This window comes from Escherichia sp. MOD1-EC6162 (assembly GCF_002965125.1).
Lineage (GTDB): Bacteria > Pseudomonadota > Gammaproteobacteria > Enterobacterales > Enterobacteriaceae > Escherichia > Escherichia marmotae.
Genome location: NZ_PTSB01000032.1, coordinates 15,612 through 32,173 on the forward strand (window position 1 = coordinate 15,612; position 16,562 = coordinate 32,173).

Here is a 16,562-nt window from a genome sequence, read left to right on the forward strand (position 1 = left end):
TCTTTTTAATTCTCATCCCCGGAGACAAGCCCTGAAAACCACTCCGGGTGTTCACTGTATGCCGTGTTCAGCGCATCCCAGGAAACGTTGATATAAAAGCTGTCCTGCAATTTCCGGGTAACCACCTCTGCCAGGCGGTTCCGGTTATCCACCAGTCCGGCATAACCTCTCTCTGCCAGCCACTCATTCAGTTCATGTTCCAGAGACAGATTGATAATATCGTAATCGGACCTTGCCATTCCCGTTTCCTTAGCACATGTTTTCAGGCACGGGGATAAAGTATAAAGAATGTCGTACTGCTGCTGCCAGAGCAATATTCCCCCTGATGGTCGTATCAGAGATGGTATGCCGGTATTTTGCGGGTTGTTCCCGTCAGGTTATCGTACACCTCCACGGTTGTGGTCACCACCGGCATTCCGGCCTTTCTCAGCCTCAGAACATCAGCCGCAATACGCTGACTGCCAGACCAGAACAGGCCGTCCAGTGCAGTCACCAGTAAACCCGCCTCCAGTGCATACTTCAGCCGTTCACGGGGCGCTTTCACTTCCCGGGCAACCTGCTGATATGGCAATGATGTGTTTTCATTCCCAACCACGCGACGAATACGGTGAGACAGATGATAACGGAATGTATCCGGCACACCAGAAAGGCTGGCCTTCAGGCTGTACACGCAGCCAAACCGTTTATCGTTAAACACCACATTTTTCTGGCTGATGCCCCATTCTTCACGCAGCGCGGCAATCAGTTGTGGTGTCCGGGTAAGCAGCAAGCGAAAAGGCAGTTCAAAACTGGTGACGTAATCCACATTCAGCAGTGCAATACGCAGCCGTTCTTCTGGCCCGGCCTCTGTCTGCCTGCACTCCTCCAGAACATCCTGCCACTGCTGGCGAAGACGGGGCGATTCGTTCCGTTCTGTAAAACAGTATTTATCCGCCAGATAATCAATTCGTGTACGCATACTGAAAAGAATTCCGTATAAAAATTCATCTGACAAAACTTTATCAGTCCATAAAAATCAACGGAAGCACAGATGATTCACTCGTCCATTACCAACGGATTTTGCCAATAACCCTGGCGTTGACAACGGGTAACATAAAAGACAAAGACTGAACAACTGTTTTTAACGGCGATACTGCATGATTTCATCGCCATCCATCACCGTCATATCCACCAGATGAAACAACTCTGTGCAGGTTTTATCCTACAGGTTCCGGATTATCAAAACACGTCGGTCAGTTCATGTTGTACGTGGACGGGCTGCGCTCCCCATGACAGAACATTATCGATATCACCAGCATACGTGCCACTCAAAGTGTTGCGGCATCGTACGGCGTGGTCGTGTTCTTCTCTTTTTCCTGTTCACAATAACCTGCTTAACGGTCAGAAGGCATTTTCACCAGGATTATATTCACCTGCACAACCATGTTCAGCCATGACCGCTGATAAGTGAACATCCGGAGTATATTATTCTGCCGCTGTTGAATTGCCGGTAAGCTCCCAGTCCTTTGCTCCGGCACACTGTTTTTGTTCCTGGCTCTCTGTCTGAGGTGAAACCTTCCAGGTATGTCGCCCCATTTTTGTTCGTCTCCATTTTTTTAAGAAGTGCTCAAGTGAAAAACTTTTTACCTCTCCGGGAGTTGTCGTATTTGCTGATAATGTTCGTTTGTTTAAAGAACCTGCTGGTCTTGCCATTAATATTACCTGCTGATTGCTTCACGCCCGGGCTCCTCGCACTGTGCGCGGGTTATTGTTTCGTTTTCAGTCCCGGGGGCGCCAGGACTCTGTTTGCAGACCATAACGGCCTGACCTGTAGTGTTTCTTCGGCTCTTTGATGCCCGTTTACGCCATTTGTTCCCTGCCCCTCTGTCTGATAACGAATACGCTCACTACGCACAGCACTGAACAATACCGGCAACAGCATGTCTTACATGACATTCGCTGTGCCATCCACCGGAAAACATTTTCAGATACCGGATGAGGTACCACTTCCATTGACAGCACGAGGTAACAATACTGATGGTAACGCTGACCATTAACCGTAAACCGCAGGGTATTTTCAGTAAGTCACCGGCAACGCCGCTGCAGGATAAAACGAACACAGTACACAACGAGAAGCCTCTTCGGGTGAGGAATCAAACACCATGGCGACATATGACAAAACGCCAGCGCAAAAACCGTAAGCGTATAAATCGTCTTGTGGAACTCTGGCCTGAGTTATTCAACCGGGAAAAACCAAAACCGCTTAAAGTGGGGATAACTGACGACCTGATACAGGATATCGCCATCAGAGAACTGGCGTTTGGCGCAGGTGCATTACGCGCGGCAGTAGCGTCTTATGTGCAGTCTCCGCGCTATTACCGTACGTTAATGGCTGGCGACGCCCGTTATGACCTGAAGGGGCAGCCGTGCGGGGAAGTGACTCCACAGGAACAGAAAGAGGCAGAGACCCGGCTAATGGTGCTGAATGACCGACGAAAAGCCAGAAAGCGCTGATTCACTGAGCTGTAATCAATGTACAGCGCTGTACCGGACGATGGGTAATGGCGGTCACAACCGGTAACCCCAGAGACAATGCGACTGTTTTTAACGCAACATACTGGCCAGATGTATCACCCCGGGCGACCTGAAAACGCTTTTCCACCCGGCATTGCCCGCCAGCGCTTATCACCTGCCAAGTCTGTTGTAGTAAATCCACCAGTTGTGAACATTCTTCATCAACTGTCACACTGGCTCGCAGATGGCAGAAAAGCTCCTGGCTGAACAGCAACAGGCATCGTATTGTTGCTCCTCCATGTTGTTCCCGCAACCAGCGTAATACCACCGGCGATGATGGACTGGCCGTGTGATTACGTTCAATAATACGTTCGTGCACCTGTCGGTAAAAGGAAGTACAGAATGCATGAATCTGTTGCCCGTTGATGTTTCCTTCTGCCGAATAGAGCGTGAAGTGAAATGCCAACAGATTTGGCCAGTGGTCCACCGCCTGCTGAACAAAACTCCGGATGTCTCCCGGCTCTGAAATTAAGGCTTCGGTTATTTGCACGAAATGTTCCTTTTCAAACCCTGTTGAATTTTGTTAAGCCGGTGCAGACACACAGGAAAATACGCATCAACACCGGCACGATACGATACAAACACCAGTGAATGGTGATACGAATGGAATGACGAATACGTCAGAAAGGGATACCCCCCTCTGGCTGACCAGAGGGTATCAGCAGGAAGATGAACGGTAATGTCGCCAGCACCAGGGACAGGGCTGATTTCCGCAATACCAGCGCCGGCATTTTGCACATTGCCAGCGTACCGGCATCACAACACGTTTCATGCTGCTGCTCCTCGTGATTCCTCAATTCGCTGCTGCATCCACTGCTCCACTTCACTTTTGTACCAGCGGCTGCTGCGGCCCAGCTTGATGGGTTTAGGAAAATGACCTTCACTGATTAACTTGTAAAACCATTTGTCGGTCATACCAGTGAAACTGGTGATGTAGTTCATGTCGATCAGGGGATCGTCGGCACGCAGCAATACGCTGTCGTGGCTTGTTGTGGTCAACATGGTCAGAATGTCCTTTGTGAGATTTATAAAGGTTGTGCAAATGCGGATTAATCTGCTGAACTGTGCTTTCAGAGCTGGCCTGCTACGGGATACCAGGGATTACCGGCGAGGTAACGGGCTTCCGGATCGCGCACACCACGACGATCGCGGGCGAAATCACTGAACGCCCATATCAACTCTTTGAGGATGTCTTCGCAGTCCGGTGAACGACTGTCCAGCACCACATCCCGGGTGATCTGCTTCTGGTACGGTGCTGCTTCACCCGGTGACTCGAAGCCCAGCACGTTACTCCAGGCATCCAGAATCAACCGATCCAGTTCAGGGCCGTCGAAATACTCCTGTCTGACGCACAGCACCACGTGGTATTCCGGCTTTTCCGGATGACGGGTCAGGAGCCAGCAGAGGTCACGCCCGGGCGTTGCATTCATCAGCGCGCTGACAGTTTCAATAAAGTCCATCCCGAACCAGGTTCTGCTGCAACTAAAGGTGTTGTCATGTTCCCACGGCAGACGAAGCAGGATCCGCCGTATCCGTGAACCGGACTGCTCACGCAGCGCACGCTCAAGGACGCCGATGACTTTGTTCTGATAAGATGGCCAGAAGGGTGCCAGGTTATAGTCGAAATAAGGGATAGCATTCATAAGATATGCTCCGTTATGCGCAGCCCACAACGCGTCCTGCCCGTGAATGAGCTGACGTGTTATGGCTTGCGGATGAGATTGATGGAATAAGTGAAGAACTGAAGCAGAACGGGAAGATAAGGGAAAGAACACTGGATGCAGGTTCAGGGTGAATGATCTCCGTTAACTTCGGTTCACATCATTAATCAAGGCGGTAAGGTTTTACCGACGGAGTGTTTCCAGGAGCGGAGGCTCAGGCCTTAAGCTTCAGAAGTGAGGCTTACGAGGACGCCCTGCAGCAGGACGTTCAGGAACTTCACTGCAGCCGTAGGCACACAGCCCGTCTTTTTGCTCTTCTTTCGCCAGATAATGCAGGGCACCGCGAATATTATCGATGCTTTCAGGATCGTTGTGGCGCACAGGAATATTAATGTTGTATGTATAATGCGGCTGATATGTACAGCGGTGTGCCGAACCGCTGTTATGCGTAATAGACCGCCAGCATTCCGTAATCCGCTCCGCAAAGGGATATATTTTTTTAACCCTCTGACGATCGATCCAGAAAACCGCATGCGCATGAAAACCATGATCAACCGTCCATTCAATCACCCAGAAGAAGCCAACGATATTTTCAAATTGTTCCACCTGCTCCAGCAGCATACGCAACTGCAATTCAAGCCAGCGATGATCAGGTTGTAAGAAATCAGGCGTATCTTTCCTGTAGAAGAAATCCATGCGTAAGGCCCGCAGGCAGGAATAGCGTGCCATCATTTGATTGATGTGATTGTCAAGTAAAGCGGTAAAAAACCAGTTTGGTGTGTAAGATTTAGGCATGTTGATGACTCCTGAAAGTTAATGATGTTTTAAGCTCTGTGAGCGAATTAATGCTTTCGCTCATAATCAGATCTAAAACGGTAATAACTTACAGATGGTATTTATCAGGCATGCTGTAGCAGAATGGATACGACGGGTTATTAACGATACGCAGCATTATGCAGAAAAAAATGGGTCATCTGATGGCATTGACTAAAGAGATGAGATAAACGAGGAGTAAAGAAAATACAGATTCAATACAACACAGTGAAATACAGAAAAATACGAACTGCAATCCCGCTGCCAGGCGGTTAGGAAACATATTACGACTATAAGCTCATGATTTGTAAATTTGCTCTCAGTGAGTCTGAAAAACGTTTATAAGGTCACCACAATAAACTCACACGCGCTCATTCAATCTGTTCTCCAAGATATGAACGTTAACGACACACGATAGCATAAGACAACATACCATGGATGAATGATTTTCACCCAGTACCTTAAACAATACAACCGGCAACAAATATAATCAGGAATTCACTCTGTTAATTCTGTTGTTTATCCTGCGCTGTTAAACATGACGGAATCATGGATACCTTATCAAAGAGTAAACATTCAGTTAATCAGTGATGACAGAGGAATTGCTTCCAACCAGAATAGTTAAAACACTTCAGATAAACAATCATCGTTAAGTCAATACAGTTCATGATGGATAAGATTAAAATCAATTACTGTATCACTAAAAATGAGAACAGATGAATATCGTCAGTAGAATGGTAGAGAATAACTTACCTGAACATCATATGAGTTACAGTAAATATGATTGAGGGATGGAGTAAATACGATAACAAGAGTAATACTAATGGAATGTGTAAAGATAGAGTGAATATAATCGTAAAGATAGAGAATGAGTAAAGACAGGAAGTAAATAACAATAAAGATTATATAAAAAGGGAGTGAGTATAATAATAGTAATAAACCTAAATTAAAATTATCCTTGTTTGATGAGTAAAAATGAGAAACCATCCGTTATGAATACAAACCTGACAAAACCATTCCTTTACAGAAAAAATGTCAAATCATTTTCTATTGAAACATGAACTGCATCCCTTGCCAGTAACAAACGAATAATAATTTGTTATTCAGTAAGAGATTAGCATCATAATATACGTCAGCACTCACCACGATACAAATCAGACAAAATCATATGTGGAAACGCATACAAACATGGTCAATCATTAACTCCAATTCATGTTGGAAACAACCTTTCGATTCACTTTCGAAACCACGGAAACGAAAATCACCCTTCCGCCTGTGCGCCCATCCCTGTATTCAACCACCTCTGACAACAGATTATTATGGAAACAAAATCAAACCACACCCATTAAACACATACTGCTACCGTTGCTACCGCAGCGGTTTTTTCAGAAAAATTTTCGTTCACGCTCCATAATTGATGAACATCTGTACAGGTGAGAGATATGCAAAACACCTTACCACCAACCTTCGGATGAAGGTTGGCGCTTTTCGTTTACTGCTCGCAAAATCGTTTTAGAATAAGGTGTAAGCTGAGAAATGGGGCGCAAATGACTGCGTTAATGCCGGTGGAATATTAACGGGGTATGTTTTCGTATTATGACTATACAAGGAGGGAACAACATCAAACGGTTCGCAAGGCTTTGCGCCGAAAGGAAGGATGTAACCATTATTGTTACGAACAGAAACATAAAGTGCCTGATGCGATCGCATTTTGATGATACAGAAATAATTCTGAACAATTAACTGATTGAGTACAGGCGTAAGTTTTTCAGCTCTTCTCAGACGATTGGGACCATATCTTTCAATATCTGTTTTCCTGATAGCACACCAATTATTCTGCCTGATTCGGGTCATAATCCATGCATACAGTTCACAGGCATCCTTTTCAAACTGGCATCGCTCAGACATGGGATAAAATATTGCGCTCGCCTCCTCCAGATACCAGTCCATGAGATGCATAGCTTTCTTGAGCACAAATGAATTAATTTCATTATCATTACAACAATAGCAGGTGAATATCCCCGCCATCCTCAATATATTAGAACCCGCTTTCATCACAATATCTCTGATATGTTCCCACCTCCCACCTGCAAGCGCTTTACTTTCAATCTTAATCTGGTTTTCCTGCCACTCTCCCAACGCTTTCTTCGAAAGTTTTAATGTCTTCCTTTCGGTAGTGCTCATACCGGGGGAATTAATGTTATGACTTGACAGAAACCCGTTAATCTTTTTATGAAACTCCGCTAGGGTGGGTATTGTTCCGAACTCCCCTGTCGTATAATCCCGTACCCGGGAAGTACTTCCAGCCTGGCTGAACAGAAACCGGGAAAGAAATCCGCTTCCTCTGGCCAGTACATCATTTTTATTGATATAATTCGTAAAAACATCCGGCTGGGACATTAACGAAAATGTCAGGCGCGGAGTGATATGGTATTTCTCGTCAGCCCGCCCAAAATCAAACGGTTGTCCACTCCATGCTTTATTCAACAGCCCTGGATTATTTTTCAGATAGCTTCTGAAAAAAGTGGCCGCCTCATCAGAAATAACCCCCGCCTCCGGATGCTCGTTGAGTCCTTCCACAAGCGCTTTAAGCGAAACATCTTCATAGATAAAATTCGGTCTAACCGGATATGTCGGTTTATTTCTTTCGTGATTACGCAGCGCCTCTTCTTCCTGGTCTCCCGGATACCCCCGGTTAACAGCCTTTCTAAAATTGGCAGCAAGAGCTTTCTGTCGGGTATTCCAGATCTGTAGTTCAGCCTTATAATCTTTATATTTCTCTTCGTATTGTCGATTGAGCCAATCGGCAAATTCGTAACAGGGTTTCATAACCAACCTGTTTATTGTCGTTTTTCCCGCTCCTGGCTCTGCGATTGTCAACAAATAAAGTGAGCAGGGCTCCGGCATGTTGGTGTGGGGATGAACAACGTCAACCAGTGACTGGCAGGAGAGTGAGAGCGTTGCCAGTACAGTATTAAAAATGAGCTCCAGCGGAAGTCGGGTACTTTTGTACAGGTCGTCAATGAGGGGCACAAGCGTATAAGGAAATAATCTGTCGGTTACATCGCTTGGGAAGTGGGGGGATGCCTGCAGGACTTGCATATAAGCGGAATTCATTGTAACGGACCTCCTTCACATACTGTAATCAGCGCAAAACTTATTGTTCAGTTCAGGAACATACCGGCATGGTGAGTATGTTCGCTGACGTCGATAATAAAATGGCTTATCTCCATTCACCAGTCCCGGCGCATTTATGATGCTGACAAAAGTAAAACAACATGTGTGTATCCAGAAGTCTGGCATCGCAGCGACAAATGATGGATGCATGAAAACCAGGAAACATTGCATGACTTCAGGACGACTTTTTCAGAAAACGAGCTAAGGGCGTCAACCACGCCCTTACTGTGACATACACTCTGGCACCGGATGCCGTTTTACAGGATTCACCTGCCATCCAGTAGATGCCCCGGCCCACGACTGCAACCATAATTACGTTGCCCGGAACCGTCATGCTGCTTCGTCTCATATTTCACGAGATAACTGGCTCTGTTCCGGGCTTTCTGCATCGCTTCCACATCACCACGCTTGATCCAGAGAACAGCGGCTTCACCCGGTTTTTTGTCTGAAGCCTTCCTGGTATCAGAACATCCACCATGCAAAGGCGTGTCATCGGAAGAAGGGGAAGCATCAGCTGGTGCTGGTTTACGGAAAGGCGTCCGCCTGGAAAAATGAACCAGTCCATTACCCTGCCAGGGCTCAAGATGCAGAGCACTACACCATGCCAGCTTGATCAGCGTCGCCAGCGAAGAAGGAACGGTGAAATCCCCTGGCGAGCACCAGGTATCTTTGTTGAGCAGTAATATCACGTGATAATGTTTCCTGCCTTTTTCCTTGCCAAACTCCCGACACCAGAAATAACGCAGAGTGGTTGCACGCACACGCTTGTTGGCACGTCGTTTTTTCCGCTGGTAAGCCTGAATTTTGGCTTTCAGGGATTCGAAAAAACGAGAAATCACCGCTGAATCTAAATCGGTATCCATGATGGTGGCAGGCATATACTCAGGGAAACGTAAATCCACCCGGATTAACGAGACGGCACGGTGTTGCGCCAGGGCACTGTTGAGAATACTTTCAAAACGGGATAACCAGTAAGCATTGTGTATTGGTTGATTCATGATGAGAGATCTCCGTTGATTTGGATTGACTTCACATCATTAATCACCGCGGTAAAACTTTACGGCATCCCGCTATTTAGCAATGCTACAACTCTCTGATTAAGAGTGATTGAAACGGAACAAACCATCCCGTAACGAAAAGATAATCCTGCACACGACAGCAAAACACGCAACAACAGCATAAATGTTTTTTAAAAACCACAAAGCCTGAAGGGAAACGGATCAACAGAACGTGCAAACAAAACACCAAAAACGCAATCAGAACGCTTTCTGGCGCTGTAAATCAACAACAACACCAAAACCTACAGCTTAACCACACAACTCAATCACAGAGCCGAATAGCGCGCTTAAAACCTGTTTACAGATAACCCCGCCACAAGAACAAAAACCACCAATATCAGAATCGATTTTCTCATCCTGAAAATGTTACGTTTCACTACACAGCATAAAAACGATTAACTATTGATAACGTAAACCTCATCTGAATCAAAACACCAGAACCAATCATCACGCTTTTCCAGAAAAGAGCCTTGCGCTGAGAAAAAACACCAGGGCCAGTTAATCACCTCATCAATCTCATCGTTACAAAATCATCCATAAAACCATTTAACAAAATCATCGTAAGCACACAGTAAATCACGCCAGGTTATCTCAGCCGGATTTGCGTTTTACATAAAAACACTTGTCTCAGGTTAACGACTAAAAACACAAAAACTCAGAAAAGGTTAAACGTAACTTCAGAAAAATAGAATGTCATCTTGATTGCTTAAACAGGAAAGATTGTTTTGTAGCAGCTTTAAACTGATTTTAGCTAACGTAAAGATTTACTAAACTGGATGTGTTTCAGACAAAGCAATGTGTATAACAATGCTTAATGAAAACACTTATAGGGTTGTTTATGAAAACACGTGTATAACACTTACTGAAATGCTTAGTAAAAATACTTAGTAAAATATGTGTATATAGTATCATACCGACATTCTCAACATCTTCAGACATCCATGCATACTGGGTGTTGATTTTTCACTTTTACAGCCAGCATGGAGTTTTCTGTTCTGAAAACAGAGCAGATTTACTCTGGAATTATTTTTCTGTCCCCGTATTTCAGGCCCCAGAAAAGACAATCCGAAGCAAACCGTTTGTCAGCTTCCATATCATCTTTCCCCCCCGGAAAGTGATCGCGTTTTACAACCAGAATGACAGCCATACTGATTATGTCGTCTCCCGGCCCCCTTCACATATAACATGCATGTCTGTCATTGCTTACTGCTCCACATGACAGGATTTCACATACAGGATGCGCATTCAGTGTTTTTATCGCCACTATAACAGACAGATTACTGTCGCTTTTACTCTTCAGATTGTTAATCTGACCACAAGAACAGTCGAACAGTCGAACAGTCGAACAGTACAACGACACACCCAAGAAGGATATGAGCCGTAGTTGATAGCATGTTTTAATTTATTATGAATAGATTAAGAATAGATCGTGAATAGTTCTTCAGCATCTCACAGGGTGGTCAAGCCTTGAAGTGATTGCTTTTTGAACACAAGTCCGGATGCAATTTTTCGTTAACTTCCTTGCATGTTCTATTGTTATGTGATAGGGAAAATCACCAGAAAAGAAGGCGATTGAGGTGTAATCAGATGAAACAATATGAAGGTGGTTATAGCAGGATAAATGAAACAATTGGGTATTTGTTGCATGATAAACAACTGACAGATAATCACATACCTGAATGGGTTAAAAAAAATGGAATTGCAGCATTCTGGTTCTGGTTAGTTATAATTAACACAGTTCCCAAACTCCTTGGGGTTCGTAATGAATTAGGGTTCAATACAGCCATGATGGGGCTGATTCCTGCGGGGAGTATACCCATAACAACAATTCCTTCAGATCATGAAATGAGGCTGGATGTTATAAGCAAATGGGTTAATGCATTAATCCGTGATAATCAATCAGACTGGTTTATCGCAAAAATGCATCAAAACTGGCTGGAGATCGAGAAGAGAAACGAAGCCAAATGTGAATCGCCACGGGTTTAACAGACACCTCAGAGTCATTTAAGATGGCTTAAAGAGAGGTGCCCATGAGCGGTAAGCGTTATCCCGAAGAGTTTAAAACTGAAGCAGTCAAACAGGTTGTTGATCGCGGTTATTCTGTTGCCAGCGTTGCAACACGTCTCGATATCACCACCCACATTTATGCCTGGATAAAGAAGTACGGTCCGGATTCTTCCACTAATAAAGAACAGTCAGATGCTCAGGCCGAGATCCGCCGTCTCCAGAAAGAGCTGAAACGGGTTACCGACGAACGGGACATATTAAAAAAAGCCGCGGCGTACTTCGCAAAGCTGTCCGACTGAGGTACGCCTTTATCCGTGACAACTCCTGTTGCTGGCCTGTTCGCCTGCTCTGTCGGGTGCTGGATGTTCATCCCAGTGGTTTTTACGCCTGGCTTCAGCAGCCGCATTCACAACGCCATCAGGCAGACCTGAGACTGACAGGACAGATTAAACAGTTCTGGCTGGAATCGGGATGCGTCTATGGTTATCGCAAAATCCATCTGGATCTGCGTGACAGCGGGCAACAGTGCGGAGTAAACAGAGTCTGGAGACTGATGAAACGTGTCGGAATAAAGGCTCAGGTCGGATACCGAAGCCCGCGGGCACGTAAAGGCGAGGCCAGTATCGTGTCACCCAACAGGCTCCAGCGACAGTTCAATCCGGATGCTCCTGATGAGCGTTGGGTAACGGACATAACCTACATCAGGACCCACGAAGGCTGGCTGTATCTTGCCGTTGTTGTTGATCTGTTCTCACGCAAAATTATCGGCTGGTCCATGCAATCCCGGATGACAAAGGACATTGTCCTGAACGCACTGCTGATGGCTGTATGGCGGCGTAATCCCGAAAAACAGGTGCTGGTTCATTCGGATCAGGGCAGTCAGTACACAAGCCATGAGTGGCAGTCGTTCCTGAAATCACACGGCCTGGAGGGTAGCATGAGCCGTCGCGGTAACTGCCATGATAATGCGGTTGCAGAAAGTTTTTTCCAGTTGTTGAAACGTGAACGGATAAAGAAAAAGATCTACGGAACGCGGGAAGAAGCCCGCAGTGATATTTTTGATTACATCGAAATGTTTTATAACAGTAAGCGTCGGCATGGTTCTAGCGAACAGATGTCACCGACAGAATATGAAAACCAGTATTATCAACGGCTCGGAAGTGTCTAGATTATCCGTGGCGATTCAATGGCTTAAAAAGAATACAGAACAACTCGAATGGGCATGGAAATATATCAATGCACGCATCCCGCACACGTATCTTTCCTAGTTTAATCCTGTAAATGATAACGAAAGGTACATTGCTGTCGTAGTTTTACTAAAAATTTTATTCCCCACAGATACGCCATACTTACAGCAGCCAAAAGGACTTCACCTGGGGGTTGCCGCAAAAGAAAAATTTTTCGACAAGATGCACAATGCATTCCGAAAACAGTTTACCGACGGAAAAAAAGATAAGCGGGTACAAATCAACGTTAAAATATCATCAGATGCAAAACGTACTCTGGACAGACTGACCAGAGAACTGAAAACAACACAACAGGCTGTCCTGGAACATCTGATTCAGAACCACAGGCTGGTGATTCAGAACCACAGACTGGATTAACTTTCACCACTTCTGCTCCTGGCGATTTTCTTCTTTTGGTAGTGTCTCCTAGCTGCGGATATCAGGTACTTTTCCGTCATTTTGTTGCAGAACGCTTCAATGTAGTTAATCATTTTCTGGTGTGCTTTCAGCTTTTCTTCCCCGGGGGACGCTTTCAGATAAATGTCCTCCTTTTCCACAAGCGCATTGACAAACTCCTCTAAACATCCCTGGTTATAAAGCGACGTGAAAAACAACACATCCCCCAGTCTCTCCAGTAACTGTGGTTTATCCCCGAAATGTTTTTTTATACTTTCAAAAGGTTTTCTATTTTCCGGTTCAAAAAAAAACACTTAATCCCAGTCGCTTATATTCCTGGTAAAAAAGTTCAAACGTCGGGGATGCTGAACGGCAAATAAACGAAGACTGCGCCCATGGATTAAAATCTGTGACACGCCTCCCCTCCCGCACTTCCTGCCGTGTCAACGGTGGTTCAGCGAACCAAGCGTCCAGCTCAGCCGAATCGTTATCCCTGCTCAAAACCTCATACAAACTGCCCGTGAACGGTTGAGCCGTTTGTTTTGTTGCTTCACCTTCTGATTGTCTGAATCCATCCACTTTTCTCCGGATATTACGCGGAATCAGCATAAAAGGCGGGACATTAAGTGATAAACGTTTACCCGTCATGCGATACCATTGACCTACCTCAATCTTAATCCGTGTATCTGACCTTAGCTCAAGTGCCATTATGTTAAGCAGGTACAGATAACGCACCGTATAACGATTAAAATGTTTCTCCGGATCAAACGATTCTGACCGTTCTCCTCTGTACACGAGTCTGCTGCGCTTCAGTATTCGCAGAGTATCTTTCCAGGCCGGACTTTTACAAATGGCGGTAACTCTGGCCTTATTAACAATATCGCGTAATGCATCAATCTGTTGTGCAGTCATCTCTTCCCTCCACACTTTGTCACTCCAGATTTTTTCACGCCCATATTACCTGAATGATAAACCGGATTAGTGTGATCCGGTTCAGTGAAATCAACAGGATACCGGTATGTCATTCAGCCATTCTTCCCTCTCTGCACAAGTGAAATCATATCTGACGTTTCTTCCTGAAGAAATTCGCCAGAAAATCCTTGAACATCTCCACAGTGTTATTCATTACGAGCCCGTGATTGGCATTATGGGTAAATCCGGCACCGGCAAAAGCAGTCTGTGTAATGCCATTTTTCAGTCCCGTATCTGCGCCACACATCCTCTGAACGGCTGCACCCGCCAGGCTCATCGTCTTACCCTGCAGCTCGGTGAACGCAGAATGACGCTGGTCGATCTGCCCGGCATTGGTGAAACACCGCAGCATGATCAGGAATACCGGGAGCTTTACCGTCAGTTACTGCCGGAACTGGATCTGATTATCTGGATCCTGCGGGCTGATGAACGTGCGTATGCTGCCGATATTGCCATGCATCAGTTTTTACTGAATGAAGGTGCAGATCCCTCGCGTTTTCTGTTTGTTCTCAGCCATGCCGATCGCGTGTTTCCTGCTGAAGAATGGAATGCCACAGAAAAATGCCCGTCCCGTCACCAGGAACTCTCACTGGCAACTGTTACAGTCCGGGTGGCAACCCTGTTCCCGTCATCATTTCCGGTACTCCCCGTTGCTGCGCCTGTCGGCTGGAATCTTCCGGCGTTTGTGTCGCTAATGATCCACGCCCTGCCACCGCAGGCAACCAGTGCGGTTTATTCACATATCCGGGGGGAAAACCGCTCTGAACAGGCCCAGAAACACGCACAACAGACTTTTGGTGAAACCATCGGGAAAAGTTTTGACGTCGCCGTTGCCCGTTTCAGTTTTCCGGCCTGGATGTTACAGCTTCTGCGTAAAGCTCGGGACCGCATTATCCGCCTGCTGGTCACACTGTGGGATCACCTGTTCTGAACGCCTCGGGGGTTGCCCTGAGGAAACGTATACCTTTACACGACAACGGATTACAGCAACCGCTGCCGTATGCCGTCTGTCATTATCAATAACACGCTCTTTAATTTCTGAGGTACCCCATGAATACCAGAATGCTTTTTCCCCTGCTTCTCACTGTGGCATCATTCTCCGCCTCCGCCGGTAACCAGGCTGTCAAAAACGGCTGGTGTCAGACCATGACGGAAGATGGTCAGGCGCTGGTAATGCTGAAAAATGGCACGATTGGTATTACCGGCCTGATGCAGGGATGCCCGAAATTTGTCACGTCACTTGCCGGTTTTTCCCCAAAACAGACACCCGCTATTAATAAAGATTCCGTCCTGCAGGCTGCCCGGCAGGCATACGCCCGGGAATATGACGAGGAAACAACAGAAACCGCTGATTTTGGCTCTTACGAAGTAAAAGGCAATAAGGTTGAGTTTGAAGTGTTCAATCCTGAAGACCGTGCGTACGACAAAGTGACCGTCACGGTTGGTGCTGACGGTAATGCCACCGGTGCCAGCGTTGAATTTATCGGAAAATAGCCGGTATGTCGGACTGTCACCCTGTTTTATTGCCCGAAGGCCCTTTCTCACGCGAACAGGCGATGGCTGTCACAACAGCTTACCGCAATGTGCTTATTGAAGATGACCAGGGAACGCATTTCCGGCTGGTTATCCGCAATGCTGAAGGGCAGCTACGCTGGCGGTGCTGGAATTTTGAACCTGATGCCGGAAAACAGCTAAATCCGTATCTCGCCAGTGAGGGAATTCTCAGGCAATAAACGTCTTCATTTCATCCATCAGGCCGCGTCTTCTCCGGGAGACGCGGCCTTTTCATTTATACCGCTAACTCATTCATAAGGAACAAAGTATGCAATTAGCCAGTCGTTTTGGTCATGTAAATCAGATCCGTCGGGAGCGCCCACTGACACGCGAAGAACTGATGTACCACGTCCCAAGTATTTTTGGAGAAGACCGACACACCTCCCGCAGTGAACGGTATGCGTACATTCCCACCATCACAGTCCTGGAAAATCTGCAGCGGGAAGGCTTTCAGCCGTTCTTCGCCTGCCAGACCCGTGTGCGCGACCAGAGCCGTCGGGAATATACCAAACACATGCTGCGTCTGCGGCGGAGCGGACAGATAACCGGCCAGCATGTGCCTGAAATTATTCTGCTCAGCTCCCATGACGGTTCATCCAGCTACCAGATGTTACCCGGATATTTTCGTGCTATCTGCACCAATGGCCTGGTCTGCGGTCAGTCGCTGGGAGAAGTCCGGGTGCCACACCGGGGAAACGTGGTGGACAGGGTGATTGAAGGTGCTTACGAGGTGGTGGGGGTTTTTGACCGGATTGAAGAGAAACGTGATGCCATGCAGTCGGTGGTCCTGCCGCCACCGGCACGCCAGGCGCTGGCTCAGGCGGCACTGACTTACCGTTATGGTGACGAACATCAGCCCGTCACCACTGCCGACATTCTGACACCACGACGCCGGGAGGATTACGGTAAGGACCTGTGGAGTGCTTATCAGACCATCCAGGAGAATATGCTGAAAGGCGGGATTTCCGGCCGCAGTGCAAAAGGAAAACGTATCCATACCCGGGCCATTCACAACATCGACACCGACATTAAGCTCAATCGCGCATTGTGGGTGATGGCGGAAACGCTGCTGGAGAACCTGCGCTGATGCCGTTTACCTGAATCACGTCTGTCCCTGCCCCCGAGCCTTCTTCATTCATTTGCTT

Annotated in this window: 16 protein-coding genes and 2 pseudogenes; 8 read left to right on the forward strand and 10 right to left on the reverse strand. The window is 46.6% G+C overall.

The genetic code is table 11. From position 1 onward, the window contains the following. Positions 1-5: 5 nt before the first annotated feature. The 3 genes from A9587_RS20215 to A9587_RS24775 form a co-directional block, all read right to left on the reverse strand. A complete protein-coding gene (locus tag A9587_RS20215) occupies positions 6-239 on the reverse strand; it encodes a hypothetical protein (RefSeq protein ID WP_000124181.1) in 234 nt (77 codons plus the stop codon). 95 nt (positions 240-334) lie between these two features. Beyond that, entirely contained in the window at positions 335-958 is a 624-nt protein-coding gene (locus A9587_RS20220) for a DNA-binding protein (RefSeq protein WP_089552125.1), read from the reverse strand. A gap of 506 nt (positions 959-1,464) precedes the next feature. Next, entirely contained in the window at positions 1,465-1,692 is a 228-nt protein-coding gene (locus A9587_RS24775; protein ID WP_172953846.1) for a hypothetical protein, read from the reverse strand. A 324-nt stretch (positions 1,693-2,016) separates the two neighbouring features. Here A9587_RS24775 and A9587_RS20225 point away from each other — a divergent pair, with 324 nt between their 5' ends. Next, a complete protein-coding gene (locus tag A9587_RS20225; protein ID WP_105263794.1) occupies positions 2,017-2,493 on the forward strand; it encodes a ProQ/FINO family protein in 477 nt (158 codons plus the stop codon). A 1-nt stretch (position 2,494) separates the two neighbouring features. On the opposite strand, the gene A9587_RS25560 is transcribed toward A9587_RS20225, so the two are convergent. The 6 genes from A9587_RS25560 to A9587_RS20260 all read right to left on the reverse strand — a co-directional run bounded on the left by A9587_RS25560 (position 2,495) and on the right by A9587_RS20260 (position 9,202). Then, positions 2,495-3,043 carry a YagK/YfjJ domain-containing protein gene (locus A9587_RS25560; protein ID WP_105263795.1) on the reverse strand — a complete coding sequence of 183 codons (549 nt, stop codon included), beginning with the start codon at positions 3,041-3,043 and terminating at the stop codon, positions 2,495-2,497. A 278-nt stretch (positions 3,044-3,321) separates the two neighbouring features. Beyond that, positions 3,322-3,555, reverse strand: a complete 234-nt coding sequence (locus A9587_RS20240; RefSeq protein ID WP_000958492.1) for a helix-turn-helix transcriptional regulator — start codon at positions 3,553-3,555, stop codon at positions 3,322-3,324. A gap of 68 nt (positions 3,556-3,623) precedes the next feature. After that, the gene (locus tag A9587_RS24515; protein WP_123057489.1) at positions 3,624-4,196 is read right to left on the reverse strand and encodes a hypothetical protein; all 573 of its coding nucleotides are present in this window, start codon (positions 4,194-4,196) and stop codon (positions 3,624-3,626) included. A gap of 246 nt (positions 4,197-4,442) precedes the next feature. Further along, positions 4,443-5,009, reverse strand: coding sequence for a YagK/YfjJ domain-containing protein (locus tag A9587_RS20250; protein ID WP_001126819.1), 567 nt, complete (start codon positions 5,007-5,009; stop codon positions 4,443-4,445). Between the two features lie 1,530 nt (positions 5,010-6,539). Continuing rightward, positions 6,540-8,144, reverse strand: a complete 1,605-nt coding sequence (locus A9587_RS20255; RefSeq protein ID WP_105263796.1) for a YfjI family protein — start codon at positions 8,142-8,144, stop codon at positions 6,540-6,542. Positions 8,145-8,470: 326 nt separating this feature from the next. Then, positions 8,471-9,202 (reverse strand): inovirus Gp2 family protein, encoded by a 732-nt coding sequence (locus A9587_RS20260; RefSeq protein ID WP_105263797.1) that lies wholly within the window; start codon positions 9,200-9,202, stop codon positions 8,471-8,473. 1,647 nt (positions 9,203-10,849) lie between these two features. Between A9587_RS20260 and A9587_RS20265 the strand changes: the two genes are divergently transcribed. From A9587_RS20265 to A9587_RS25565, 3 genes and pseudogenes are all read left to right on the forward strand, one after another. Further along, positions 10,850-11,248 carry a hypothetical protein gene (locus A9587_RS20265; RefSeq protein WP_236942009.1) on the forward strand — a complete coding sequence of 133 codons (399 nt, stop codon included), beginning with the start codon at positions 10,850-10,852 and terminating at the stop codon, positions 11,246-11,248. A 44-nt stretch (positions 11,249-11,292) separates the two neighbouring features. After that, positions 11,293-12,437, forward strand: a protein-coding gene (locus A9587_RS20270; RefSeq protein WP_105263798.1) for an IS3 family transposase whose coding sequence is annotated in 2 segments (ribosomal slippage) — positions 11,293-11,527 and positions 11,527-12,437 — 1,146 coding nt in all. Because the reading frame shifts where the segments join, the coding sequence is not laid out codon by codon here. Between the two features lie 16 nt (positions 12,438-12,453). Next, a pseudogene (locus A9587_RS25565) lies at positions 12,454-12,873 on the forward strand (hypothetical protein); the annotation flags it as partial. On the opposite strand, the pseudogene A9587_RS20280 reads toward A9587_RS25565, so the two are convergent. Then, positions 12,870-13,803 (reverse strand): annotated as a pseudogene (locus A9587_RS20280) (hypothetical protein). The pseudogenes A9587_RS25565 and A9587_RS20280 sit on opposite strands and share 4 nt — an antisense overlap. A gap of 106 nt (positions 13,804-13,909) precedes the next feature. Here A9587_RS20280 and A9587_RS20285 point away from each other — a divergent pair. The 4 genes from A9587_RS20285 (at position 13,910) to A9587_RS20300 (ending at position 16,504) form a co-directional block, all read left to right on the forward strand. Next, positions 13,910-14,794, forward strand: a complete 885-nt coding sequence (locus A9587_RS20285; RefSeq protein WP_105263799.1) for a GTPase family protein — start codon at positions 13,910-13,912, stop codon at positions 14,792-14,794. Between the two features lie 119 nt (positions 14,795-14,913). Continuing rightward, complete coding sequence (locus tag A9587_RS20290; protein WP_105263800.1) at positions 14,914-15,357, forward strand: hypothetical protein; 444 nt, start codon at positions 14,914-14,916, stop codon at positions 15,355-15,357. Positions 15,358-15,362: 5 nt separating this feature from the next. Then, entirely contained in the window at positions 15,363-15,596 is a 234-nt protein-coding gene (locus tag A9587_RS20295) for a DUF905 family protein (RefSeq protein ID WP_001278282.1), read from the forward strand. A gap of 89 nt (positions 15,597-15,685) precedes the next feature. Then, positions 15,686-16,504, forward strand: coding sequence for a DUF932 domain-containing protein (locus tag A9587_RS20300; RefSeq protein ID WP_105263801.1), 819 nt, complete (start codon positions 15,686-15,688; stop codon positions 16,502-16,504). Positions 16,505-16,562 lie beyond the last annotated feature (58 nt).

Bases quoted from the DNA above. Each gene is read 5' to 3' on its own strand.
- A9587_RS20215 (WP_000124181.1), bottom strand. From the start codon at position 239: ATGGCAAGGTCCGATTACGATATTATCAATCTGTCTCTGGAACATGAA.
- A9587_RS20220 (WP_089552125.1), bottom strand. From the start codon at position 958: ATGCGTACACGAATTGATTATCTGGCGGATAAATACTGTTTTACAGAA.
- A9587_RS24775 (WP_172953846.1), bottom strand. From the start codon at position 1,692: ATGGCAAGACCAGCAGGTTCTTTAAACAAACGAACATTATCAGCAAAT.
- A9587_RS20225 (WP_105263794.1), top strand. From the start codon at position 2,017: ATGGTAACGCTGACCATTAACCGTAAACCGCAGGGTATTTTCAGTAAG.
- A9587_RS20240 (WP_000958492.1), bottom strand. From the start codon at position 3,555: ATGTTGACCACAACAAGCCACGACAGCGTATTGCTGCGTGCCGACGAT.
- A9587_RS24515 (WP_123057489.1), bottom strand. From the start codon at position 4,196: ATGAATGCTATCCCTTATTTCGACTATAACCTGGCACCCTTCTGGCCA.
- A9587_RS20250 (WP_001126819.1), bottom strand. From the start codon at position 5,009: ATGCCTAAATCTTACACACCAAACTGGTTTTTTACCGCTTTACTTGAC.
- A9587_RS20255 (WP_105263796.1), bottom strand. From the start codon at position 8,144: ATGAATTCCGCTTATATGCAAGTCCTGCAGGCATCCCCCCACTTCCCA.
- A9587_RS20260 (WP_105263797.1), bottom strand. From the start codon at position 9,202: ATGAATCAACCAATACACAATGCTTACTGGTTATCCCGTTTTGAAAGT.
- A9587_RS20265 (WP_236942009.1), top strand. From the start codon at position 10,850: ATGAAACAATATGAAGGTGGTTATAGCAGGATAAATGAAACAATTGGG.
- A9587_RS20285 (WP_105263799.1), top strand. From the start codon at position 13,910: ATGTCATTCAGCCATTCTTCCCTCTCTGCACAAGTGAAATCATATCTG.
- A9587_RS20290 (WP_105263800.1), top strand. From the start codon at position 14,914: ATGAATACCAGAATGCTTTTTCCCCTGCTTCTCACTGTGGCATCATTC.
- A9587_RS20295 (WP_001278282.1), top strand. From the start codon at position 15,363: ATGTCGGACTGTCACCCTGTTTTATTGCCCGAAGGCCCTTTCTCACGC.
- A9587_RS20300 (WP_105263801.1), top strand. From the start codon at position 15,686: ATGCAATTAGCCAGTCGTTTTGGTCATGTAAATCAGATCCGTCGGGAG.